The organism is Ruegeria sp. THAF33 (genome assembly GCF_009363615.1).
Classification (GTDB): Bacteria; Pseudomonadota; Alphaproteobacteria; order Rhodobacterales; family Rhodobacteraceae; genus Ruegeria.
Window position 1 is genome coordinate 2,009,282 of record NZ_CP045384.1, and the last position, 23,213, is coordinate 2,032,494.

A 23,213-nucleotide genomic window follows, 5' to 3' on the forward strand; every position below is an offset into this window, starting at 1 on the left:
TCCGGTTTTGACGTTAATATGTCAATCTAAATTGACACCATGGAGGTTCGATCATTCAAGTCGCAACCCTGAGCCTGTTTCGTTTCGACGGCGTTTTCAGCCGTCTCGGTGCCTTTGCTATGATGGGCTTGGCACGCTGGCCGTTGTCGCGACTCAACGGACTGGAATTCTGGAAACTCTGCGGCTCTGGCACCGGCGAAGGGTTTACGCCGCGCCCCAATACCGCCGTTTGGGCTGTCTTATGTGTCTGGTCAGATGAGAAAACGGCGCAGAGCCTCCTGAAATCCGCCAGCCCGTTCAGATGGTATCGAAACCATGCTTGCGAACATTGGACCGTGTTCCTGCGCCCGATCTCATCCCGCGGCGCTTGGTCGGGGCAGAACCCGTTCCATGTCGACAGCCCGACGCCCACCGGGTCGCTCACCGCAGCACTCACGCGCGCGACGCTGAAGCCGAAGATTCTGATGCGGTTCTGGCGCAGGGTGCCAGATATCAGCCAGATGATCGGCGCGAACTCGGATGTGCTGATGAAAGTTGGGTTGGGAGAGGTACCGTTCCTCCATCAAATCACGTTCTCGATCTGGCCAGATACCGGATCGATGGCCGCTTTCGCCCGTCACCCCGGCCCACACTCCGAGGCCGTCAAAGCGGTGCGCGAAGGCAATTGGTTCCGCGAAGAGCTTTACGCAAGGTTCGACGTCATAAACGAAGCCGGCCACTGGGAAGGGAAGCACCCAGTGGTCTTGAAGGAGGGTCAGGACAACACATGACGCACGCGTTTCCATTCTCCGCAATTGTTGGTCAGGATCAGATGAAGCTTGCCATGATCCTGACGGCGATTGATCCGAAACTGGGCGGGGTCCTTGTTTTTGGCGACAGGGGCACCGGCAAATCTACTGCCGTCCGCGCGTTGGCCGCTTTGCTGCCACCGATCTCGGCGGTTGAGGGCTGCCCGGTGCAATCCGCAACACGGTCCGCTTGCCCGGATTGGGTCGAGGTGGCTGAGGACGCGCAGTTGCTGGACTATCCCACCCCCGTCATCGATCTGCCTTTGGGCGCGACCGAAGATCGGGTGACGGGCGCTTTGGACATCGAGCGCGCTTTGGTGAATGGCGAGAAAGCCTTTCAACCGGGCCTACTGGCGCAAGCGAACCGCGGGTATCTGTACATTGATGAGGTCAACTTGTTGGAAGATCACCTTGTCGATCTGCTTCTGGATGTGGCCCAGACCGGAGAGAATGTGGTCGAGCGCGAGGGGCTATCGATCCGCCATCCGGCTCGGTTCGTTTTGGTGGGGTCGGGCAACCCCGAAGAAGGCGAGCTGCGTCCGCAATTGCTGGACCGGTTTGGCCTGTCGGTCGAAGTACGGTCACCTGATGATATCGAACAAAGGGTCGAAGTGGTACAACGCCGGGATGCGTTTGAGTTGCAGCCCGACAAGTTTCTGAAGAAGTGGCACCGCGAGGATACCCGTGTGCGCAAAGCCATCCTGACCGCGCGCGAAACCCAGCCAGACATCAAAATCCGCAAGCGCGAACTACGCGACTGCGCGGAACTGTGCATTGCGCTCGGCTCGGACGGGTTGCGTGGAGAACTGACCCTTGTTCGCGCCTGCCGTGCATTGGCGGCTTACGAAGGCGCGGCCTCGGTCACGCGTCGGCACATCCGTCGTATTGCGCCAATCGCGCTGGCCCACCGCCTGCGCCGCGACCCGATGGACGAGGCCGGTTCGGTCGCTCGTGTCCGCCGTGCCTTGGATGAGGTTTTGGGATGAAACCCTCGCCCTATCCTTGGGCGCATGTGCGGCGCAGCCTGCGCCTGTTCGCCGTCGACCCGGTTGGATTGGGCGGCATTGTTTTGCGTGCCCGCGCTGGACCCGCCCGCGATGTTTGTGTGGCGACACTGCCTGATCTGGGCTTACCACACCAGCGGCTACATCCTTCTCTGACGGATGCCGAACTATTTGCCTCGATGGATTTTGCGGCAACCCTTGCAAAAGGACAGCAAATCTATCGCCAAGGTCTTTTGCACCGACCCGCGGCTTATCACTTGTGCATGGCGGAACGCTGTCATTCTCAACTGGCCGCCAAACTCACGCGCAGTTTGGATGAAGGTCATTCCTGCCTGATTGCCTTCGATGAAGGCGCCGAGCCTGAGGAAACTCTGGCCCCAGCCTTGGCCGACCGCCTTGCCTTGCGCATTGATCTGACTGATCTGCGCGCGTGCGATCCACCTGCCATAGACACCGAAGATCTGAATTACGCGCGTGCTTTGCTACCAGCCGTTCAGACAAAGGCAACGGATATTTCCACCCTTGTGCATCTTTCTGCACGGCTGGGCATCCCCAGCCTGCGCGCGCCATCTTTTGCATTGAAAGCCGCTCGATGTAATGCAGCGCTGAGTGGGCGAATGCTTGTGGAAACCGAAGACCTCGAAATCGCGGCCACGTTGGTTCTGGCGCATCGTGCGACCTGCCTGCCCGCCCCGGAACCCGAGGCCGAAGCGCCCACCCCCGAACAGCCAGTGCCCTCCTCGGCATTAGATAGTAACCCCGATCAAGACGTGCTGGTTGAAGCCGTGCGGATGGTCTTACCCGAAGGGATTCTGCCACACGCATCCCCACGCCGCGCCGGAGCCACAGGAACTGGCGCCGGGGACGCGCGGATAGCCAAACAACGCGGACGGCCAATCGCATCGCGCCGCCGCAGACCGGACGGGCGCAGCCGGGTTGATCTGATCGCCACGCTGCGCATGGCCGCGCCCTGGCAGAAACTGCGACGTGCCGCCGAGGGCCATGTCAGCGTGCTGCCCAGCGATATCTGCCTGAAACGGTTTGAGACCCAGACCGAACGGTTGCTGATCTTCCTTGTCGATGCCTCAGGATCTGCTGCACGTGCCCGCTTGAACGAAGCCAAGGGCGCGGTCGAGCACCTGCTGGCCCGCGCCTATTCCCATCGAGATCACGTGGCCCTGATTGGGTTCCGCAATGACTCGGCTGATGTCCTTCTGCCCCCGAACCGGTCTTTGGTATTGGCAAAGAGACGACTGGCCGCCCTGCCAGGAGGTGGCGCGACGCCATTGGCCGACGGGCTGCAATGCGCAGGCATCATGGCGGGCAGCGCCCATAAGCGGGGCATGACCCCAACCGTGATCCTGCTAACAGATGGCCGTGCGAACGTGGCGCTGGATGGCCAGAGAAACCGACAAAAGGCCACCGAAGATGCAGAACACACCGCTGATTGGCTGCGCGCCTCAAAAATCCGCAGCGTTGTTCTGGATACCGCCATCCGCCCCCAGAAGGCGCTTCAAAGTCTGGCACATCGAATGGGCGCCGACCATGTCGCCCTGCCCCGCGCAACCACGGTGGGGCTGACGCAGGCGATTGAAACCGCCGTCCACACCTGAGCGATGGACTGGCAGCGCGACTTACCAACCTGGCCGCACAATGCATGGTCTCGACGCGTAGTCTGCGCACCACATCGCTGGCATGTACAAGAACATGGCAAAGGACCAACGCTGCTCTTCCTACATGGTGCTGGCGCTTCAACGCATAGCTGGAACGCAATGATGACAGAGCTTTCGCGGGACCATCATGTGGTTGCAATCGATCTGCCCGGACATGGTTTCACGACCTTGGGCGCTTCAAACCGCAGCGGGCTGAACCCGATGACCGAAGATGTCGCCGCCCTTTGCAAACAGGAAGGGTGGCGGCCACAGAAAATAATTGCCCATTCCGCCGGGGCTGCAATCGCTCTGCAACTCTGTGAACATCACCTGACGCCAGACACTCAGCCTCAATCCGTTTTGGCGATAAACCCGGCCTTCACCGACTTTGACGGTTTAGCGGGAGTGCTCTTCCCGCTCATAGCCAAGTCTTTGGCGGTGAACCCTCTGACACCGTGGCTCTTTACACTTGGTCCCGACGCCATGTCTCGAGCAAAACGATTGATCGCTTCAACTGGGTCAACGATCCCTGCCGAGCAACTGTCGCTGTATGCAAGACTGTTGAAGGACCGCAAACATGTTCAGGGGGCTTTGTTCATGATGGCGCAATGGTCGTTGAGGGGTTTCAGAACAACCCTGTCCCAATCGCAGACCCCAATGGAAATCGTAGTTGGACTGAACGATCAGGCGGTGCCGCCGGACCGTACTGCTGAGGTGCAAAAATCGCTACCAAACTCGACGCTGACCGAACTGCCCAATCTTGGGCATCTCGCGCATGAAGAAGCGCCAGCGCTGTTCGTTTCGCTTGTCCGCTCAGCGATTCAAGACTCCCGTCAATCGGACCCAAGACCGTAACGGTCCAACTTGCTGTAGAGACCTTGCCTGCTGAGGCCCAACACCTTGGCCGTCGCGGCTCGGTTATTGCCAGTCAGTTTCAGCGCAGCAAGTATCAGGTTTTTCTCCAGACCCGACGTTTCTTCCTGAACCAATTCGCGCAGCGGAGCCTTTCCGATCCGACTGAGCATCGCCTCAATCGACGCGTCAGCGACGGAATTTGCGCTATCGTCGGTCAACCGGGTTGAAAGGTTCCGAAATACGAACCCGATCCTGCGAGGATCAGAGTCAGGGATTACGGTCCCGGAAAGCTCGACTTCAAGGGTTTGACCGTTGGGCCGTCTAACGCTGGCAGGTAGGGACCGAATGCGAGGGTTGTCCTTTAGAATGTTCAGAACGGAAGCGAAATCCAAGTCCGCAGGATCAAAGAACTCACCCAGACCCCGCTCGGAAATCGAAGGGGCGAGATGGACCAGTTCCTCAAACGCCGTGTTGTGCCAAATGACTTTACCCGCGTCGTCAGTGACGACAATGGCTTCAACTGCCGCCCGAACCCATTCGACGAGAACGTCTTCGGTCACCTTCTGCCTACCCGCCGTCCCTGCCGGGCGCAACCGCACAACGGCCGTTTCGCTACCGCCGAAACTCGGCGAAACGTCCACAATAAGCGGCTGCCCGTTTGAAAAGCGCGCTTGCATCGATGCCGGAGCCTGCGTACGCGCGACGGCATCAAGGAGCGCTTTCAGCTCTTTGTGATCCGATTTTCGAAACAGGGAAACAACTGGCCGTTTCGATAGCGATTCCAGTTCCTCCCCCAGAGTTTTGGCAACCGCCGGATTGGCGTCAATAATCTGCCCGGAGGCCACGTTCACAATCAAAAACGGCTCTGACCCAATGCTGAACAGGGTTCTGTATTCAGCCTCGACCCGTTTCTGAGCATCGAGCTTTTCTCCCATCATCCGATGCAATTCGACGACACGGTTTTGCAATTCCGAAAACGCGCTGATGTCCCTACCCAGTACGATACCAGGGTGCGCCTCAACCATAGGCGCGATCGAGTAGGCGATCGTTTTCGTACGGTCGTCGCCCGTCTCGTGCTGAACCACACATTCCCGCCGAAGTTGGTCATTTGCAGCGTCTGACAGGAACTCCCGGAACTGGGCACAAGCGTCGCCGGGCAGTGCATCACTGATGAATTGTCCTCCCCAACTGGAGGCCCCAATGCTGTCGAGCAACTTTGAGTCACCGATGATATCGTTGATCAGGCCATCCTCGCTAACGAAAAGAAGGACATCCGCCGCGTGCGTCAGCAAAGACTTCAGTGTCCCAGCATCAAGTTCGGAAAATTGGGTCAACAAACCCGTGTCTTGACTACTCACAACGCCGTCTCACCTTTTCCAGTGTAGAAAAGCCATACCGCAGAACTACCAGATTTTCAAATCGCTCACCCAGTGTCTCATTGATTTTGCACCAGATTTTTTTCACGATAGACCTAAGTTATGAGCGCACGGTCGTTTCGAAATGATCCTGCCGAGCTTGTGGAGGTCTCGTTCATCGCCTTGGTCCGTAGACTTGCCAATTGCGCAGATCGGAGGAAAACTTTTGAAAGCTCTGTCAAAAATGGACGGCCAGTCCTTGCGGGCGGTATTGCGGAACGAAACGGACGTCTTGCACAACAAACTGCACGCGCAATTCAGTTTCGCAGCGCTGCTCGACGGTACGCTACAACGGTCTGAATATCGGGCGTTAATTCAACGCTTGTATGGGTTTTATGCGCCATTGGATGACGCAGTCTTGAAGGCGCTTACTGTTGATGACGTTTCGGCACCAACGTTCTGGTACGAGAAGAGATCGCGCCTGATCGCGCAGGATATCCGCGATCTGGAAGGTGATCACGACAACGTTTCGACCGGCCCGACCTGCAGAGAAATTGCCCAGGTTGTGACACCGAAAACGGTCGGTGGTGTGCTCTACGTCGTTGAGGGTGCAACAATGGGCGGGGCTCTCATCAACAAGGCCGCGGAAAAACTGCTGAGCACAGAAAATATACTTGGCAGAAGATATTGGGACTGGTGCCGCGTAGAAGGCCGAAACCGGTGGCGCATGACCCTGCAATATCTGGACCACCTGCAGTCTTCCGCCAGTTCGCTTGATGATGTTGTTTCTGGCGCAAAGGACACGTTTCGTTTGCTGGACGACTGGCTTGCGCCACTGGATCCGAGACCCAAACAGGGAGCGGTTTGATGTCTAATGGTGTCGATCTCAGCACGTGCGACCGCGAACCGATCCATCTGATCGGGGCTGTTCAGCCTCATGGCGCGCTCGTTGCCCTATCGGAAGAAACCCTCGTGATCGAGTATGCCAGCCAGAACACGAACGCGTTCGTCGGTGTTTCCGCTGAAGCCATTCTGGGCAGGCATATCTCCGAGCTGATCGGCGACGAAAACACACGGCGATTGCTTGAATTGCCATTGGAGCCGTCCAATCCGGAACTCCTCAAGCCCTGGTTCTTCAGCATCGTAAGCCAAACGGGCGATACGCTTCGCGTCGAGTGCTTTCCGCACAGATATCGCGGCCACGTAATTCTGGAGTTCGTCGAACCCGAACCAAGCCCCACTGCCGTTTGGGAAGACGAAATTCTGCGGCAGGGCATCATTTCCGAACTCGTCAAACCCGGCGTTCTGGTCGAGATTGCCGAAGCCAGTGCCAAGATGATCCGGGACGTGACCGGTTTTGACCGCGTCATGATCTACAAATTCGCCGAAGACAAACACGGTGAAGTCATCGCCGAAAGCACAAACCGACCGGACAGCTTTCTGGGTCTGCACTACCCTGCGTCTGACATACCCGATCCAGCGCGCCGCCATTTTACGTTGAATGTCATCCGCACCATCCCCGACATAAACGGGACACGCATCCCGATCGTCTCCCGGTCAGGCGAGGTGGCCAGCGAAACGTCCTCTCGTCCACTTGATTTGACGTACTCGAAACTGCGCGCGGTGGCTCAGGTTCATGTCGAGTACTTGAACAATATGGGTGTTGGTGCCAGCCTTTCGATCTCGCTGGTGACAAACAATGAACTTTGGGGGCTGGTCGCCTGCCATCATTACGGCAAACGCCTCGTGTCCTCCAGCAGGCTGCGATTTGCAGAGCTTCTGGCCAGCACGACCTCTGCCCTGCTTCAAAGCATCGAAAACACAAACCAACTGAAAAAATGCATTACCGCGGAAAAGACCGCATTCCAAATCGAACAGCGCGCGCGAAGCGGAGCTGCTTTGAGTAATCTGGTCAGAGATCACGCCGAAGCCTTGATGGAGATGATAGACGCCCAAGGCTTGGTTCTGGTTCTGGGTCGCACAGTCACCACAGTCGGTTCGGTACCATCGCATCCAATCGAATTTCAGCCTTTACGCGCACATTCCAATGACGGTGTCGCAACGTCCTCGCATCTGTCCTCAATGACGCAACTGAATGATGAGCAAATCGAACAGGCAGCCGGCGCAGCGTTTCTGGAACTTTCGGAAGATGGGAAAGACTATCTGGTTCTCCTGCGTTCGGAATACGTCCAGACGATCAGCTGGGCCGGGAAACCCGAGAAGATTGAAACGCAAACAGATAAAGGTGCAACCCGCCTTTCGCCACGCGGCTCATTCGCGCTTTGGAGCGAGGAGCGACGCGGACAGAGCAAACCTTTTGACGCCATGGACCGGGACGCCTTGCGCATCCTACGGCGTGCGCTTTTTGCATTGAACAGTCTGGAACATGAACAGGCCGCGTTAGAGGCGCAGAAGAAAGCAGAAGCTGAGAAAATCAAGCTGCGTCATGCTCTGCTTGATGCCGCCCGGGCAAGTTCGATGGGGGAATTGGCCTCGGCCATCGCACATGAACTCAATCAACCCCTTACGGCGGTATCGAACTATGTAAACGCGTGCCGTCAAGAGTTGGTTCGGTCCGGCGTCGAAATTCCAGAGCCCGCCCAAAACCATATCGATATGGCCGTCAACGAGACAGCACGCGCAGGCGAATTGGTTCAACGCATCAGAAATTTCATTTCCAGCGGTGATCTTAACACTGACCTCATTGACATCAACAAAGTGATACAACAGGGGCTGGATCTGGCTTTGGTCGCAAGCGAGCTTCCTGACCTGCAAGTGACCACCCATCTTGATCACGGGTTGCCCAAGGTCGTCGGGGACCCGGTTCAACTATCGCAAGTGGTCCTCAATCTGGTGCGCAACAGTCTTCAGGCCATGGAAAACCGTGAAGACCACCGGCTGACCATAGAAAGCAAGAGGCTGGGAAACCAAGTTCAGGTCGTGGTTCGGGATTCCGGGCCCGGGATTCCTGATGAGATACAGGACTTTCTTTTCGAGCCACTACGCGCAACGACAACAATGGGCATGGGTATTGGCTTATCTTTGTGCCGTTCTATCCTTGAAGCACATGGCGGAAAAATCTGGGTTGAACCCGCGCCCACCGGTGCGACTATGGTCTTCGGCCTACCGCTGAATGAGGAAGCAAATGTCTACCAAGCTCAATGACATGCTGATCTACGTTGTAGAAGACGATACGGCAGTCTTGAACTCACTCTGCGCTGTCCTCGGAGCCTATGGATATCAAACAGAGCCTTTGACATCAGCTGAAGCTTTTCTTGATCAGTTCGACAGGCATGCAAATTCCTGTCTCATTATGGATCTTCGACTGCCGGGCATGAGTGGGATGGAACTACTTAAGCATCTGAGCGAAACAGGTGCGCGCTGCCCAGTCATCGTAATCACAGCGCATGGCGACGTACCTGCCGCTGTTCAGGCCATGCGGCTGGGCGCCGTTGACTTCATTGAAAAGCCACCGCCCGTTGAACAAATTCTTGAGGCAATCAAGTCGGCTGAAATCAGTATGGCCAACAAGCCGATTGCAACTGTGCCAAAGAAAATCGTAGAAGAGCGCCTGTCGAAACTGACGGATCGCGAACATCAGGTTTTGCAGTTGCTTCTTGAAGGCAAGCTCAACAAAGAGATTGCCGGTGAACTCGGGCTTAGCCGTCGCACGGTTGAAGTTCACCGATCCCGCATCCGTGAAAAAATGCAGGCACGCGGAATCGCAGACCTCATCAGGATGACGGAATAGAGCCGCGGCTACACTTATACGTATTACTACGTAGTGGATCACCACAACTACCGGGCGACCCGAAACCTACCTACCCTAGTACTCACCGCAACTTAGGGGAAAGAACGTGCCAACTGACGCAAGTCAGCCTTTTGACGGCAGCACGCAGCATGGTCCTGCACCCAACGGAGCATCAGGTGCTGCGACTTACCTGATTGAATTGGATGCTGAGCTCGCCGCCGCGGCCGAAGGATGGCGAAAAGCAAACAGGATTAAATCAACGAATGAAGCTCTGTCCGAGCTCGTTCGCCTTGGCTTGCTCAGCGAAATTTCTCAATTGCACGATCTGGTCGCCTCAATCAGAAACTCGATAAAGAAATGACCTTTCTTCCAATGCTTGGAAGCAGTTCCCAAGTTATTGTCAGTGGTTGATAGTACGACGCCTTTGCAGTGCTTTTTGCCCACTCCCGGATTTCATTCTGAGTTGAACCTCATTTTGTAGATGTCGGAAAGTTGCTGTGAACCAGATCAACTTAGGTTTTCTCACTCGAGGCTGTTGTCCGATCGACCCAGAGCAGTAACGAAAAAGCACCACCCAATGCCAATACAGCCGCGGCCAAGCCAAAAATCAGAATGCCCGAAACCTGATCCATTTCCATGACGATCAGTTTTCTGACTACGGCTAAAATACCGATCATCAACACGATTCTGACCTGCTCATAGCCCTTGCTGCCCATTACCATAAGATGCACGGAATGCGCCAACTCCAGCGCAATGATAGCCCCGAGAAGTAGTGCAAAAAGCTGTTGTAATTCCTCATATGACACCCCCGCACCTGATGAGGTGACGACATTTGCTATCTCCTTCAGGAAACTGCCGGTCGCAAGCAGGATAACAACCATGGTGCCAAGTAGCAGGACAACGGCCACTGCTGACGAAAAAATTCCATACGCTTGGTTAACAATATTGCGCATACCGAAGAAGTAACTCGGAATGCTTAAAAGTCATCCAAAGTGATCAGTGAACGGGAAGTGGAATCTTACATTAACGCTGATTGGACGTTTCGGGGATTATTGAAACAGAGATGCGAACAGCGAGCTGGGCCTTCACACTGGTTGTTGTGAACGGGCACTCAAAAGCCGACCTTCCAACAAAATGTATCAATTGGCACAATGCGCTCGAACCAGACCTTTGCTGCGGCTGACGCAAATGGTCGCTGTGGGCCGCTTGCTAATTTGGGATGCCAAGGACCTTCGCTGCGCTCAGTGCCAATGACCGCATTGCGGACAAAGCCGCCGTTCATTCTCTCCCTTGGACTGCGCCAATGGACTGCGCCAATTTTCAGTCCAAGGGGATGATTTGCGCGTTTAAATTCGACAGAACGTTGTCTTTGAATTCAAGATCACTGGCTTTCGTCAGAGCTATTGATTGCCGGCACGACTGGTGAGTTCCTCCATAACGTTGTCGAGGTTGAAGCTGCCGGGTTTTTGCCTTGGCGGAAATTCCTCGAAGCTTTGAAGCCATTGCCCAACGTAGGCGGAGGCCGGAGCTATCGCGAACATATGCTCGAGGAACCAGCGCTGGTAACCCATAGCGTTCTCTTCCTCGGCTCTCTCGAACGGATCGCTGCGCAAGTTTGAAAGCATCGGAGCGCGCAACACCTCGAAAGGTGAGAGCCAAACATCAAGTCCATGTGCGTTCTGTTTTAGGAATGTCACCTTGTACTGTTCATAGCGCAAGGCGGCTACGCTGCCATCGTCAGTCCAATAAATGAATTCACTGCGTGGCCAATCATCAGTTTCACCTGAGAGCGACGGAAGTAGATTGTAGCCGTCCAGATGTGCCTTGTATTGGCGACCGATCGCTTCAACGCTACCATCAAGTAGCCGCTCTTTGATGTCTGGCTCGCCGACAGAAGCCATAATGGTTGGCAACATGTCCGCATGTGAAGCTACGCCATTGATCTTCGATCCCGGCTCGATGACGCCCGGCCACTTGATGACAGTCGGGACACGATAGCCACCTTCCCATTGCGTGTTTTTCTCGCCGCGGAAAGGGGTAGTACCACCGTCCGGCCACGTGAAGGTCTCGGCTCCGTTGTCTGTTGAATACATTACGACAGTGTTTTCGGCGATCCCAAGCTCCTCAAGTTTATCAAGTAGTACACCGACGTGCCCATCATGCTCGACCATGCCGTCAGGATAAACACCAAGTCCCGTCACTCCGTCGGAGTCTTCCTTAAGATGCGTAAAAATGTGCATGCGAGTGGAATTCCACCAAAGGAAGAAAGGCTTGTCCTGTTCAACAGCTCTATCCATGAAGTCCAACGCACTTGCCGTGACTTCTTCGTCAACGGTTTCCATGCGTTTTTTTGTAAGCGGCCCGGTATCCTCGATCGAGCCATCTGCGGTCGATTTGATCACCCCGCGCGGGCCGAAATTCTCCCTAAAGGATTCATCCTTGGGATAATCTGGATTTTCAGGCTCTTCTTCTGCGTTGAGGTGGTAGAGATTCCCGAAAAATTCATCGAAACCGTGATTGGTGGGGAGGTGCTCGTCACGGTCACCTAGATGGTTTTTGCCAAACTGGCCTGTCATATACCCGTGGTTTTTGAGTAGTCCAGCGATGGTGGGGTCTTCCACGGGCATGCCCTCAGGTGCGCCAGGAAGGCCGACCTTCGTCAAACCCGTACGAATGGGAGATTGTCCAGTTATGAAAGCCGCTCGTCCTGCAGTACAGGACTGCTCTCCGTACCAGTCAGTAAATAGCGCGCCTTCTTTGGCTATACGGTCGATGTTGGGTGTCTGATAACCCATCATGCCATGGTTGTAGGCACTAATATTCCAAAACCCAATGTCATCTCCCCAAATAATCAGGAAGTTCATAGGAGGTTCATCTTGTGCGTAAACGGCCGTAGCGGTTGCGGCAAATAATGCCGCTACTATGGTGGATTTTGTTTTGTACTTCATATTCGTCCTCCCAAAATTTCTTGTTATCACCGAATAACCTACCACAAGTTCGAAATTTTTTGTTGGGACCCTTGTGGTTTCCAGGATTTCAGGCGGAAATGCGCAAGTTAATTAAAAAAATCCTGTCGACTTAAATGGCTTTACTAAACGAACTGACCGATACCTTTTTCCAGCGCTTCAAACACGTAATTGGTCACGACTGAATTCGCCGCATTTCGGAACCACGCCAAAGCGTTTGCTGGACCACTTTTTCTTCTGCTTCGGAATCGATGCTGACATTCGACTGAATATCGCGAGCGATCGCTATGCGGACAATGCTGCCACTCGCAGTCGCATTATTAAATCGGAAACAGACCTTTGTAACATCCGATCACTTGTGAACAGTTTATATAAAACACTGTGATGCAAAGATCATTTCAAAGGACGAAGCTGTACGAACTGGAGCTTCATGTTTTTTGCGCGACAATATAACGACTCTGGAGCATCGAGGCTTGATCAGAAGTACAAAGAACTTCAAAGCCTGCGGACGCAATTTTCCTCTCAAGTGCCGATCCAGACACGAAGTTCACAAATGGGGCTTTCCCAAAAGCCTGCATGATTGGGATTGCGATCCGACTGATCATCGCAAACTGGAAACCACCGCTCTCAGGCGCGCAGACGGTTTTGGATATGAAAAGCCCACCCGGTTTTGTCAGCGCAGCAATGTGCTCGAGCGCTTGGTCCAAATCGGGCAGAAGATGAAGCAAGTTATGCGCCAAAACCGCATCGAAAAAGCCTTCATCAAGACTGTGCTCAAGAACGTCGGCCACCTTGAAAGTGACATTCTCCAGCCCTTCTTTATCAAGCTTCTCATCGGCAATCTCGATCATGCCCGGAGCGAGATCCGTGGCAGTGACATGGGCGACATTCGGTGCAAGCAGCAGCGCAGTTGAACCTGTCCCGCACCCGATTTCGAGTACGTTGTCCTCCGCTTTCAGGTACGACTTGGTACGTTCCAGTGTTTCCAGGTACCCTTCCATGTTGCGGATTGGGTCTGCCGCATACTTTCGCGAGATTTTGCTCCAGAACGCGGCATCCTTGGATAAAGCAGCCATTTCATTACTCTCTTACAAGGTTGTTGCCGTATCCTTTACTTCCAAACAATCATTTATGAAATTGCCACAATCCGCAGAAGTGTTATGCATAAATGCATGAACTGGAAAGCCATCAATTTCGACTGGAATCAGGTACGGTCCTTTCTCGCGACAGCCGAAGAGGGCTCGTTTTCCGCAGCGGCGCGCGTTCTTGAGCAAACTCAACCCACTGTCGGCCGGCAAGTTGCCGCGCTGGAAATGGCACTTGGCATCACCCTGTTCGAAAGAGTCGGCAAGTCGCTTAATTTGACGACTGCTGGCGCCGAGCTTTTGTTGCATGTCAGAGAAATGGCGGATGTGGCGAACAGGATTTCACTTACTGCGACAAGTCAGTCGCAAGCTGTTGAAGGTCAAGTCAGGATCACTGCGTCCGATGTGATGTCTGCCTATCAGCTACCGCCTATACTGAAAAAGATCCGACTTGCAGCACCGCGACTGGAGATAGACATCGTTGCTGCAAATGACATACGAGACATACAGCGACGTGAGGCTGATATCGCCATCCGACATGTACGTCCGACGCAGCCGGATCTGACGGCAAAGCTTGTCGCCGAGGCCACGGCACATTTCTACGCGGCACCTTCGTACCTTGATCAGGTTGGACGGCCAAAAAATGAAGGCGAACTCGCTAAGTTGGACTTTGTCGGATTTGGTGACATTGACACGATGATCGGTTTTCTTGATCCGGCGGGCATTAAGGTCACCCGAAAAAGCTTCCGGGTCAGCTCACAAAGCGGGATTGTATCCTGGGAGCTGGTGCGCCAAGGGTTTGGCATATGTGTAATGTCGGATGACGTGGCTGCCCTAACACCCGGCGTCGAGCGCGTGCTCCCCGATCATGAGCCGTTTAAGTTCCCGATTTGGCTGGCGACGCACTCCGAGCTACATACCGCACGAAGGATCAGGTTGGTGTTTGATCAACTGGCGGACCAACTTAGCGCAGGGACCATCAGGTAATCCGGGAGTTCGCTCTATGTTAAAGGCTATTCCAATGCTCCACTTGTTATGCGGCAAAATTGCTTCAGGAAAATCAACTCTGGCAGCGAGACTTGCGAAAAGTGACGGGGCCGTGCTCATTTCAGAAGATGAATGGCTTGGCGCGCTGTTTGGGGATCAAATGAAGTCCCTGCAGGATTATGTAGACTGCGCTTTGAAACTGCGACTGCTCATGGGTCCTCACGTGGCTGCTCTGCTGAAGGCTGGCGTTTCGGTCGTTCTCGATTTTCCAGCGAACACAATTGAAAACAGGGCCTGGATGCGCGACCTGCTGGAAGACACTGCTGCGCAGCACCACCTTCACTTTTTGGATGTGTCAGATGAGGTTTGTCTGCACCGGCTGCACAAGCGCAACAAAGAAGGCGCGCATGCATTTGCAGCGACGGAAGATCAATATCGGCGTATTGCGCGGTATTTCGTGCCACCATCACCCGAAGAGGGTTTTAGCATCATAACTCACCGTCAGTAGCACCAGACTTTCGAAATGTCGCGGCGGAGCTAAATGTTTTTCGGCCGCCCGCTCTGAGTCGACGATTGGCCAAATGTTTACAGTCAGCTTTCACTGGGCCTCAGGTACGGAGATTGCGTGACAACAAAAGATGTATCCCGGTGCGTCCTTCTTAAGTCATGGCAACGGCAACGCGGGCAGCGTCGTTCACGTCGATTATCGGTAGTGTACGTCGCTGGCGGGCATGGGCAACACATCGGCAAATGCCGGCTCCAACAACCATCTCCAGAATAGTTTTGCGCCGACAATACAGCACGGGTGATGGGAAAAGGCACTGATTATTCTTCACATACGTTGTCAAACCAGTCCCGGCTTGGTTTCACCTGATCCAATCATTCAGCGACTTCACGGATCTGGCGCATGGCCTCGTCCATACCCCCTGAAATAAGTCTGCAAAATGTGTTAGAAGACACTGTCATAAGATCGTTATGCAATACCGGCAACTATTCTCATTGCCAGCCAACTCGAAAGGTGACCCATGTCTTTTTCCAACCGCTCGTCAATTTCGCGTCGCCAATTTCTTGCAACAACAGCCGGTGCAGCGGCCATCACCTTGCATCCTTTTTCAGTTTTGGCATCCAACATTCAAGCGCATCTGCGCATCATGGAAACAACGGACATCCATGTTCATGTGTTCCCCTATGACTACTATGCCGACAAACCCCGTGACACAGTGGGCTTGTCCCGTACGGCCTCAATCATCAACGAAATTCGCGCTGAGGCGACAAATTCGATCTTGGTCGACAACGGTGACTTTCTTCAAGGGAACCCAATGGGCGACTACATCGCCTATGAGCGTGGCATGAAAGAAGGGGACGCGCACCCCATCATCAACGCTTTCAACACGGTTGGCTATGATGCTGCAACTCTGGGCAATCACGAATTCAACTACGGGCTGGATTTCCTGGAAAAATCACTCGCGGGCGCAGAGTTCCCGGTCGTTTTGGCCAATGTTGCAAAGGCACAAGGCGCAACTCCGCGCGACGACAAAACGCTGATTAAACCATATACAATTATCGACCGTGAAATCGAAATGGGTGATGGGACCAAGCACTCAATCAAAATCGGTGTCATAGGTTTTACGCCGCCGCAGATCATGAACTGGGACCGAAAGCATCTGGAAGGCAATGTTCAGGCCCGCGATATTGTTGAAACCGCGCGGGCATACGTGCCAGAGATGAAGGAACAAGGATGTGACCTAATCATCGCCCTTTCACATTCTGGGATCGGCGACGCCAATCATGTGGACGGTATGGAAAACGCCTCAGTCGTTTTGGCGGGTGTTGACGGAATCGACGCTCTGGTCACGGGGCACAATCACCTTGTCTTTCCCTCGCCGACATTTGCGGACCGACCCGGCATTGACGTCGAAAAGGGCACCCTGATGGGTAAACCTGCTGTTATGGGCGGCTTCTGGGGCTCACATCTTGGGTTGTTGGACCTGCTGCTGGAACGGGAAGGAAATGAGTGGCGCGTGGTTACTACCACGTCCGAGGCCCGCGCGATTTCCAAACGCAATGAAGACCGCTCAATCACCGCTTTGGTCGGAGACGATCAGAAGGTTCTCGACTCGGTTGCGAAGGATCACGACGAAACGCTCGCCTATGTCCGTCGAGCCGTTGGCAAAACATCTGCCCCGTTGCACAGCTATTTTGCATTGGTTGCTGATGATCCGTCTGTACAGATCGTTTCGATCGCACAGAAATGGTATGTCGAAGAAATGCTGAAAGGCACCGAGCACGAAGGATTGCCGATCCTGTCAGCGGCGGCGCCGTTCAAGGCGGGTGGTCGCGGGGGCCCGGACTATTACACCGACGTCCCGGTCGGGGATGTTGCTATCAAAAATGTGGCTGATCTGTATCTCTATCCCAACACAGTGCGCGCGGTGCGAGTGAACGGTGTTCAACTGCGTGGTTGGCTGGAGCGTTCGGCCGGTATGTTCAACCAGATCGAGCGAGGCTCAGAGGATGCGGTTCTTCTGAATCCAGAGTTTCCATCCTACAATTTCGATGTGATGGATGGCGTAACATACCAGATCGACCTGTCGCAGCCGTCGCGCTTTGGGCCAAAGGGGGAAGAGGTGAATCCCGATGCGGCCCGAATTGTGAACTTGTCCTTCCAAGGCGAACCGGTCACCGATGACATGGAGTTCATCATCGCCACAAACAATTATCGTGCATCGGGTGGCGGTTCATTCCCCGGCGCATTGGGTGATACAATCGTGTTCGAAGCCCCGGACACTAATCGCGACGTTATCGTGCGCTATATTGTCGAACAGGGAACGATCAACCCAAAAGCGGACGGCAACTGGTCATTTGCTCCTTTAGAGAACACGACCGTGCTATTCGAGACCGGCCCTAAGGCCCGAGACTACATCGCCGATGTCAAAGGCGTTTTAATCGAAGACGCCGGAGATGGTGCAGATGGCTTCGCGGCATTCCGCATCAAGCTCTAGTGCAATCGCATGTGCGTACTTTGAGGAAGTCGGAAGTCAACGAAAGCAGCTACCATCAGGCTTAAGCTGAACGCCCGCATGCGACTTTCAAAGGCTATCAGCAGTTAGAAATGAACGTTTGATCTGGGCTCGGAGCAGTCCTCGTTGCGCAGTGCATCAGTGAAGGATCTGCGGACAAAGCCGCTGTTTGTTTCCGCAGTAAACGAGACTAAGACGCGGCGAGGGATTTGGGTAGTTACACACCAATTCAACCAAGTACAGACGCTCTTCGCGGAAACAAAAACGAGGTTGACAGCAAGCATATGAGAATGGTCGCATGAGCTATAATCTGATTTGCAGGGAATATAGCCATGAAAGTTCCTTTCAGTGCGACCTTATTCTTTTGTCTCTGTTTGTCCTCGACCTCTGCTTGGGCACAGGAAACCGCCGAGGGTGGACAAGTTGGTGAAATGACCATCTCGGGGGCCGACATGCATGCCCCTGCATCAGATGCGTTTTCGCCTTATGCAGGACGCGACTTTCCAACTAGACCTCTTTGGGGCGACACCCACTTGCATACATCGCTCTCACTCGACGCGCGTGCGTTTGGTGTACTTCTTTCGCCTTCAGACGCGTTTCGGTTTGCGCGTGGAGAAGAAGTAACTACTTCTCACGGCCTGCGGGCGAAGCTGTCTCGCCCGCTGGATTGGCTCGTTGTTTCAGACCATTCAGACGCGATGGGCGCGATGAACGAGATCGTCGCGGGGAACGCAACTTTGATGGGCGACCCAACGTTACGTGACTGGAACGACAGGTTGAACCAAGGAGGGAATGTTGCCCTTGGAGCGACAATGGAGGTTATCGAGACTTTCGCTGGAATTACCGGTGAAGCTTTGCCGGAGGCGATTGCTGACCGTCGTTTCGTACAGTCAGTTTGGGATGACTTTACGGAAACTGCGGATGCTTATGATCAACCGGGATCGTTTACCGCGTTTATCGGCTACGAATGGACCTCGACGGAAGGTGGCAACAACTTGCACCGCAATGTCATCTATAGGGACGACAGGATTCGGGCGCGGCAAATGTTGCCGTTTACGACTGCCGAGACATTCAATCCGGAAGATCTGTGGGATTGGATGGAAAGATACGAAGAAACGACAGGCGGGCGCGTCCTTGCATTGGCGCACAACGGAAATGTTTCTAATGGTTTGATGTTTCCTGTCGAGACAAACCCCGATACCGGCGAACCGCTCACAGGAGATTACGCGGAAAGACGCGCCAAATGGGAGCCACTGTACGAGATCACGCAGATCAAAGGCGACGGCGAGGCCCACCCGTTTCTGAGCCCAAATGACGAGTTTGCAGATTACGAAACATGGGACGTCGCAAACCTTGGCCCTGTCCCAAAAGAAGACTGGATGTTGCAGTACGAGTATGCTCGCGAGGCTTTGAAAAATGGCCTGAAGCTTGAGGCGCAGCTTGGGACCAACCCTTACAAGTTCGGTGTCGTGGGATCTACAGACAGTCACACGGCTTTGGCGACAGCCCAGGAAGATAACTTTTTTGGTAAGCACTCGGGCGTGGAACCTGAGCCTGGGCGTTGGCAGCATGTTGTCGGCGAGTTTGAAGCGACCAAAATTCTGGGCTGGCAGATGGCTGCCTCTGGTTACGCGGCGGTTTGGGCCGAGGAAAATACACGAGCATCTATTTTCGACGCGATGGAACGTAAGGAAGTATATGGGACAACAGGTAGTCGGATCACGGTACGTTTCTTCGGGGGATGGGATTTCGAAGAAAACGACGCTCAATCGCGGCTTCCTGCGAAGATTGGTTATGACAAAGGCGTACCCATGGGGGCAGATCTACCGGAAGCGCCCGGTGATGCCTTAGCGCCAAATTTTCTCGTCGCTGCACTCAAGGATCCGTACTCGGGTAATCTGGATCGTATTCAGATAGTCAAGGGCTGGGTAACAGAAGACGGTGAGACACAAGAGAAGGTTTTTGATGTCGTCTGGTCCGGCGATCGGGATCTCAGTGCGGAAGGCAAGCTGCCGCCTGTCGGCAACACCGTGGACGTCGAAACCGGTACGTTCACGAACTCAATCGGATCGCCAGAATTGATAACCGTCTGGTCTGATCCCGAATTTGATCCGGAACAAAAGGCTTTTTACTACGCGCGCGTGCTGGAAATCCCCACGCCGCGATGGACGGTTTACGAAGCTATTAGGTTCGGCGACGAACTACCCGAAGAAGTACCGACATCCACACAAGAACGGGCTTATACTTCGCCCATTTGGTACACTCCGGAGGGATAGAACTTCACCAAAAACGCGCTCATGTTTCATGGCGAAAATGGGTTCGTTGTAGTCGTTCGCCCAAATTCATTGGACGTCTACTTTCTGGACTTTGCAGACACTAGGCTCTCTAGTGCCCATGCCCGCTGTTGGGCTAGAAGCAGTCTTATTCTCAAACCAAGACTGCATGCACCAATCCGGGTCTACTCCTCCATCAGCTCCAAGCTGGTTGGCGTGAAGAGTTCCTCGACTGTTAGTTCGCGGCTCGCCAAGCCTTGTTCGAATGAATAGCGGAAAAGAGCTTCAAGGGTCTTCCGGTTGGGTTCAATGCCATATGGGAAAAAGTTTTCCCCCATCACCTCTGTTGTACTCGCCAGTTCGGCTGAGAACCAAGGCAGCGTCTCGTAGTACCATTTCTGTTTCAGGGCTTCGTACTCTTTGGACTTGGCTTCTGAATAAGCTTTGAAAATCGCGGTCGGAAGCTCTGGCATTTTTTCGACAAAGTCGTTTCGAACAGCGACAGCATGCATTATCGGGAAAATTCCAGTCTTCTCGAAATACGCCTGTTCAACTGACCGGACATCCGAGAAGAGCCGAGCGACCTTCGGGTTGCCCTCGACAAATGCTCTGGGTTCAAGCGCGTGAAACAACGCGTCAACATCACCATCAACCAAGAGATCAGATTCATCTTTTCCTTCTGGGCCAGTGCGGATGTTTAATCCCTCTGGAAACACGTTCTCATTCTTAGACACCGTTCCCGAAAGAGCTGCTCCCGAGTCTTGGGCTGAAACGATCCACTCAATGTCTTCAGGCCTCACCCCATACTCGTCTTGCATGATCCCTCTTATCCAAACCAAAGAAGTCTGGGAGAACCCCGGCGTAGCAACCCGACGCCCTTTCAAATCTGATGGGTGTTCGATGCCTGCTTCCGTGTTGATGAAGATGCTCTTGTGACGGAAGGTTCGAAGCGGAAACACAGGGATAAGAGAGTAGTCTCGAAAGCCATCATTCGCGTAGGCAAGCATGAATGGACCTAAGCCCACCTCAGAAAACACTCTGGTTTGCGGGCCTTCAAATATGTGGTTGTTCAAGTCGCCGATCTTGTCGAGCTCAAAATCGAGAGAATGTCCGGCAACTTCAACATTCCCATCGATCAACGCTTTTACGTGGTTGTAAGGGTACCCTGCGGCCAATAACTCGGGAGCGGAGGCCGATGCGAGCGTAGGTGCCAGCCCTCCGGTTGCTGTTAGCGTCGCTGCTGATCCGGCAAGAAATGCACGGCGGTCTAGTCTGATCATACTGAAACATCCCTTGGTTCTGGCTTTGACAGCCTAGCGACGCAATCAACGAAACTGAAGGGACATTGATCTGATCGTGGTTCTTTGGCGGACCTAGCACCTTACGAAGACCTTGGAGGTGGGCAAGCGGACGTTCATGCACAGCGCAGCAACAGGCAGTTTGTGGCTCGTTGCAGCCGTTCGCTGCACTTGGGATGAACGCCCCCTATGTGGACAAATTAGACGCGTGAACTCAGCCGCGAGAAAACTCCGCACACAACTGGCAAACTGGCTCAATGCTGTGATCAGAACCTGACCCTGAACGCCAGCCCAACCAATGGCGCTGTTTCATAACTCTGACGACTAATTTCCAATCCATTCGCATCATCTAGCGTCAGGCGGCCGTCAAATTCTGCGCCAGCAAAGACACTTAATGAAACCCCAGGGTTCGGGTTGTATCCAACAGATAGAACTACAGGGATACTTTTATCCTCACCCACCCCATTCGGGGCAAGGCCATCCCCATCCAACCTGAATCGAATTTTTTCCGATCGCGCGGTCAACGAAATGTCCAAGGTGTCATTCAACGCGTAACTCAGTGTCAGTCCGGGACCTTGCGTCGCTCCTACACCAGAGCCAGTATTCAAGTTCCAGCGATCGTTTATGTCCCAGTCGATCAGCAGGGCTGGAAAAAAATCTGTGCCGCTTTCGTCAAATTGAGAAAACGCGCCAAAGGCCGGACCTATCGTCAAGCGCTCGCTCAGTTGCCAAGCAATTCCTGCAAAAATACCATGGGTTCTTCCTTCAGATGAGGAGGCCCCGCTTTGATAGTCCCATCTGATCTGTGGCGACACAAAAACTGTTGCTGTATCACTCACTCGAAGCCGCACAGGAACGGCGACGCGGAGGTCACGGATGTTTTCCCATGGCTGGTTGTTCGATTGGCTGAAGCGATAATCCAGCTTGCCAAAGCTGGTGGAAAGCCCAACTGAATTTCCTCCGTCCAAGTTGTAGAGTGCGGTCGCACGAAGAAATGTTCGACTTGCAGAGAATTCGCCACCGCCGCTCAAATCCGCATCCCCTTGAAAAGCGGCAAGCCCATCAACCTGATACGCCCAACCTAGCCGCGGCTGTGCAGTCAACGGAAACGCTGTGAAACATAGGGAAATAGTTCCAAAGCAACACGTTAGAATAAGGTTTTTCATATGACGTTTCCTAAGTGACGCTGGTTCCCTTTCGGGTTGCCACTCCTGAACCATCGGTTCAAGTGCTTTCAAGTCTGTTATGCGGACAAAGCTGCTGTTCGAAGAGCGTGCATAATCGTCAAAGGTTCGAAAAAGTTAGCGGCGAACGGCTGATATGATGACAGACGGGGCCGGGACAAGAAAACCGCCATTGTGCATGTTGCCTAAAGAGCGAGTGCGTTCCGCCAGATCAGAGCGAATTGAATCTCGTTTCATAGCAGGTTGCGATCTTAATAGTGACGCCGCGCGAACGGCACCCTGGTCAAATGCATCAAACAAGTCCTCAGGGTGTTGTACGTGCAATTCAGAAGGCACATCGAACAACTGAAACTCTGCAAATCCCGCTTGAGTGACCATAGGCTCAGCAGAAGAACGGTCGGCAAGCATATGGGCATCCGGTCCTAAAGGCAGTTCTACAGACGGATCGCCCAGTCGCCCAACCGCATCGAACAACCAACCGAAAGCACCATCTGATCCTTTCCCCTTCCAGATTGAAAACGCGATTCGCCCTCCTGGTCTCAAAACCCTTGCCGCCTCCGCCAAACCGCGTTCAGGATCGGGAAAGTGCGGGACACCAAAACCAATAGTGACGGCGTCAAAGCTGCTATCAGCAAAGTCCATTGACATCGCATCTCCTTGAATGAAGGAAGCGTCTGGCACAGCTGATTGAGCAAGAGATATCATAACTCCCGAGAAGTCGAGCCCCGTTACGGATGCCCCTCTTGCCGACAGTTCTGCAGCAACAACACCATGCCCGGTGCATAAATCAAGAACCGTTGACTTGGGTCCTGCGGAAACCGCATCCGAGAGCCTCTGCGCAACAAGGCGCGTGGCTTGGTGAAATCCATCTGCATAACCTTTGGCGATAGCTGGATTGGCCCAGCCTTCGCGCTCCATCTTTTCAAAATCACTTAGGCCGTTCATGCACCCTCCAAGCCGGGCCAGAGTAGCATCAACGTTTTTTTACACCAACA

General features: G+C 54.0%; 20 protein-coding genes. 12 read left to right on the plus strand and 8 right to left on the minus strand.

The features are described 5' to 3' along the window. The first annotated feature begins 74 nt into the window (after window positions 1-74). From crtA to bchO, 4 genes are read left to right on the plus strand one after another with little or no spacing between them, the layout of a single operon-like run. Window positions 75-770 carry a spheroidene monooxygenase gene (gene crtA, locus FIU92_RS10075; protein WP_371419749.1) on the plus strand — a complete coding sequence of 232 codons (696 nt, stop codon included), beginning with the start codon at window positions 75-77 and terminating at the stop codon, window positions 768-770. Next, window positions 767-1,774 carry a magnesium chelatase ATPase subunit I gene (gene bchI, locus FIU92_RS10080; RefSeq protein ID WP_152458446.1) on the plus strand — a complete coding sequence of 336 codons (1,008 nt, stop codon included), beginning with the start codon at window positions 767-769 and terminating at the stop codon, window positions 1,772-1,774. The genes crtA and bchI overlap by 4 nt, the downstream gene beginning before the upstream one ends. Continuing rightward, complete coding sequence (locus FIU92_RS10085) at window positions 1,771-3,405, plus strand: magnesium chelatase subunit D (RefSeq protein ID WP_152458447.1); 1,635 nt, start codon at window positions 1,771-1,773, stop codon at window positions 3,403-3,405. The genes bchI and FIU92_RS10085 overlap by 4 nt, the downstream gene beginning before the upstream one ends. Window positions 3,406-3,408: 3 nt before the next feature. Next, window positions 3,409-4,299, plus strand: a complete 891-nt coding sequence (bchO, locus tag FIU92_RS10090; RefSeq protein WP_152458448.1) for an alpha/beta fold hydrolase BchO — start codon at window positions 3,409-3,411, stop codon at window positions 4,297-4,299. On the opposite strand, the gene FIU92_RS10095 is transcribed toward bchO, so the two are convergent. Beyond that, entirely contained in the window at window positions 4,278-5,633 is a 1,356-nt protein-coding gene (locus FIU92_RS10095; RefSeq protein ID WP_152458449.1) for a PAS domain-containing protein, read from the minus strand. The two genes, bchO and FIU92_RS10095, sit on opposite strands and share 22 nt — an antisense overlap. Window positions 5,634-5,946: 313 nt before the next feature. Here FIU92_RS10095 and FIU92_RS10100 point away from each other — a divergent pair, with 313 nt between their 5' ends. From FIU92_RS10100 to FIU92_RS10115, 4 genes are all read left to right on the plus strand, one after another. After that, window positions 5,947-6,522 (plus strand): biliverdin-producing heme oxygenase, encoded by a 576-nt coding sequence (locus FIU92_RS10100; protein WP_171327825.1) that lies wholly within the window; start codon window positions 5,947-5,949, stop codon window positions 6,520-6,522. Then, complete coding sequence (locus tag FIU92_RS10105) at window positions 6,522-8,819, plus strand: ATP-binding protein (protein ID WP_152458451.1); 2,298 nt, start codon at window positions 6,522-6,524, stop codon at window positions 8,817-8,819. Before FIU92_RS10100 ends, FIU92_RS10105 begins: the two co-directional genes overlap by 1 nt. Beyond that, window positions 8,800-9,405: a response regulator transcription factor gene (locus tag FIU92_RS10110; protein WP_152458452.1), complete on the plus strand. Its 606-nt coding sequence runs from the start codon at window positions 8,800-8,802 to the stop codon at window positions 9,403-9,405. Before FIU92_RS10105 ends, FIU92_RS10110 begins: the two co-directional genes overlap by 20 nt. A gap of 106 nt (window positions 9,406-9,511) precedes the next feature. Then, a complete protein-coding gene (locus FIU92_RS10115) occupies window positions 9,512-9,766 on the plus strand; it encodes a hypothetical protein (protein WP_152458453.1) in 255 nt (84 codons plus the stop codon). Window positions 9,767-9,917: 151 nt separating this feature from the next. Here FIU92_RS10115 and FIU92_RS10120 read toward each other — a convergent pair whose 3' ends face one another. The 3 genes from FIU92_RS10120 to FIU92_RS10130 form a co-directional block, all read right to left on the minus strand. Continuing rightward, window positions 9,918-10,358, minus strand: a complete 441-nt coding sequence (locus FIU92_RS10120; protein ID WP_152458454.1) for a phosphate-starvation-inducible PsiE family protein — start codon at window positions 10,356-10,358, stop codon at window positions 9,918-9,920. A 447-nt stretch (window positions 10,359-10,805) separates the two neighbouring features. Continuing rightward, window positions 10,806-12,353 (minus strand): arylsulfatase, encoded by a 1,548-nt coding sequence (locus tag FIU92_RS10125; RefSeq protein ID WP_152458455.1) that lies wholly within the window; start codon window positions 12,351-12,353, stop codon window positions 10,806-10,808. A 446-nt stretch (window positions 12,354-12,799) separates the two neighbouring features. Beyond that, window positions 12,800-13,447 carry a class I SAM-dependent methyltransferase gene (locus FIU92_RS10130; RefSeq protein WP_152458456.1) on the minus strand — a complete coding sequence of 216 codons (648 nt, stop codon included), beginning with the start codon at window positions 13,445-13,447 and terminating at the stop codon, window positions 12,800-12,802. 96 nt (window positions 13,448-13,543) lie between these two features. On the opposite strand from FIU92_RS10130, the gene FIU92_RS10135 reads away from it, so the two are divergent. Both FIU92_RS10135 and FIU92_RS10140 read left to right on the plus strand, forming a co-directional pair. After that, entirely contained in the window at window positions 13,544-14,443 is a 900-nt protein-coding gene (locus FIU92_RS10135; protein WP_172978483.1) for a LysR family transcriptional regulator, read from the plus strand. Between the two features lie 16 nt (window positions 14,444-14,459). Beyond that, entirely contained in the window at window positions 14,460-14,951 is a 492-nt protein-coding gene (locus FIU92_RS10140; RefSeq protein WP_152458458.1) for an ATP-binding protein, read from the plus strand. Between the two features lie 465 nt (window positions 14,952-15,416). On the opposite strand, the gene FIU92_RS23010 is transcribed toward FIU92_RS10140, so the two are convergent. Then, window positions 15,417-15,575 (minus strand): hypothetical protein, encoded by a 159-nt coding sequence (locus FIU92_RS23010; RefSeq protein ID WP_254430193.1) that lies wholly within the window; start codon window positions 15,573-15,575, stop codon window positions 15,417-15,419. A gap of 19 nt (window positions 15,576-15,594) precedes the next feature. On the opposite strand from FIU92_RS23010, the gene FIU92_RS10145 reads away from it, so the two are divergent. Together FIU92_RS10145 and FIU92_RS10150 are read left to right on the plus strand one after the other, a co-directional pair. Beyond that, a complete protein-coding gene (locus FIU92_RS10145) occupies window positions 15,595-17,445 on the plus strand; it encodes a bifunctional 2',3'-cyclic-nucleotide 2'-phosphodiesterase/3'-nucleotidase (protein ID WP_254705289.1) in 1,851 nt (616 codons plus the stop codon). A 350-nt stretch (window positions 17,446-17,795) separates the two neighbouring features. Then, window positions 17,796-19,739, plus strand: a complete 1,944-nt coding sequence (locus FIU92_RS10150; protein ID WP_152458460.1) for a DUF3604 domain-containing protein — start codon at window positions 17,796-17,798, stop codon at window positions 19,737-19,739. Between the two features lie 182 nt (window positions 19,740-19,921). Here the strand turns inward: FIU92_RS10150 and FIU92_RS10155 are convergent, their stop codons facing one another. The 3 genes from FIU92_RS10155 to FIU92_RS10165 form a co-directional block, all read right to left on the minus strand. Then, a complete protein-coding gene (locus FIU92_RS10155; protein WP_152458461.1) occupies window positions 19,922-21,016 on the minus strand; it encodes an ABC transporter substrate-binding protein in 1,095 nt (364 codons plus the stop codon). A gap of 284 nt (window positions 21,017-21,300) precedes the next feature. Next, window positions 21,301-22,200, minus strand: coding sequence for a hypothetical protein (locus FIU92_RS10160; protein WP_254705290.1), 900 nt, complete (start codon window positions 22,198-22,200; stop codon window positions 21,301-21,303). A 135-nt stretch (window positions 22,201-22,335) separates the two neighbouring features. Beyond that, entirely contained in the window at window positions 22,336-23,163 is an 828-nt protein-coding gene (locus FIU92_RS10165; protein WP_254705291.1) for a class I SAM-dependent methyltransferase, read from the minus strand. Window positions 23,164-23,213 lie beyond the last annotated feature (50 nt).

What these genes read in the sequence shown, in the direction of transcription:
- bchI (WP_152458446.1), top strand. Translation starts at nt 767, where the DNA reads ATGACGCACGCGTTTCCATTCTCCGCAATTGTTGGTCAGGATCAGATG.
- FIU92_RS10085 (WP_152458447.1), top strand. Translation starts at nt 1,771, where the DNA reads ATGAAACCCTCGCCCTATCCTTGGGCGCATGTGCGGCGCAGCCTGCGC.
- bchO (WP_152458448.1), top strand. Translation starts at nt 3,409, where the DNA reads ATGGACTGGCAGCGCGACTTACCAACCTGGCCGCACAATGCATGGTCT.
- FIU92_RS10105 (WP_152458451.1), top strand. Translation starts at nt 6,522, where the DNA reads ATGTCTAATGGTGTCGATCTCAGCACGTGCGACCGCGAACCGATCCAT.
- FIU92_RS10110 (WP_152458452.1), top strand. Translation starts at nt 8,800, where the DNA reads ATGTCTACCAAGCTCAATGACATGCTGATCTACGTTGTAGAAGACGAT.
- FIU92_RS10120 (WP_152458454.1), bottom strand. Translation starts at nt 10,358, where the DNA reads ATGCGCAATATTGTTAACCAAGCGTATGGAATTTTTTCGTCAGCAGTG.
- FIU92_RS10125 (WP_152458455.1), bottom strand. Translation starts at nt 12,353, where the DNA reads ATGAAGTACAAAACAAAATCCACCATAGTAGCGGCATTATTTGCCGCA.
- FIU92_RS10130 (WP_152458456.1), bottom strand. Translation starts at nt 13,447, where the DNA reads ATGGCTGCTTTATCCAAGGATGCCGCGTTCTGGAGCAAAATCTCGCGA.
- FIU92_RS10135 (WP_172978483.1), top strand. Translation starts at nt 13,544, where the DNA reads ATGAACTGGAAAGCCATCAATTTCGACTGGAATCAGGTACGGTCCTTT.
- FIU92_RS10140 (WP_152458458.1), top strand. Translation starts at nt 14,460, where the DNA reads ATGTTAAAGGCTATTCCAATGCTCCACTTGTTATGCGGCAAAATTGCT.
- FIU92_RS23010 (WP_254430193.1), bottom strand. Translation starts at nt 15,575, where the DNA reads ATGTTGGATGCCAAAACTGAAAAAGGATGCAAGGTGATGGCCGCTGCA.
- FIU92_RS10145 (WP_254705289.1), top strand. Translation starts at nt 15,595, where the DNA reads ATGGAAACAACGGACATCCATGTTCATGTGTTCCCCTATGACTACTAT.
- FIU92_RS10150 (WP_152458460.1), top strand. Translation starts at nt 17,796, where the DNA reads ATGAAAGTTCCTTTCAGTGCGACCTTATTCTTTTGTCTCTGTTTGTCC.
- FIU92_RS10155 (WP_152458461.1), bottom strand. Translation starts at nt 21,016, where the DNA reads ATGATCAGACTAGACCGCCGTGCATTTCTTGCCGGATCAGCAGCGACG.
- FIU92_RS10160 (WP_254705290.1), bottom strand. Translation starts at nt 22,200, where the DNA reads ATGAAAAACCTTATTCTAACGTGTTGCTTTGGAACTATTTCCCTATGT.
- FIU92_RS10165 (WP_254705291.1), bottom strand. Translation starts at nt 23,163, where the DNA reads ATGAACGGCCTAAGTGATTTTGAAAAGATGGAGCGCGAAGGCTGGGCC.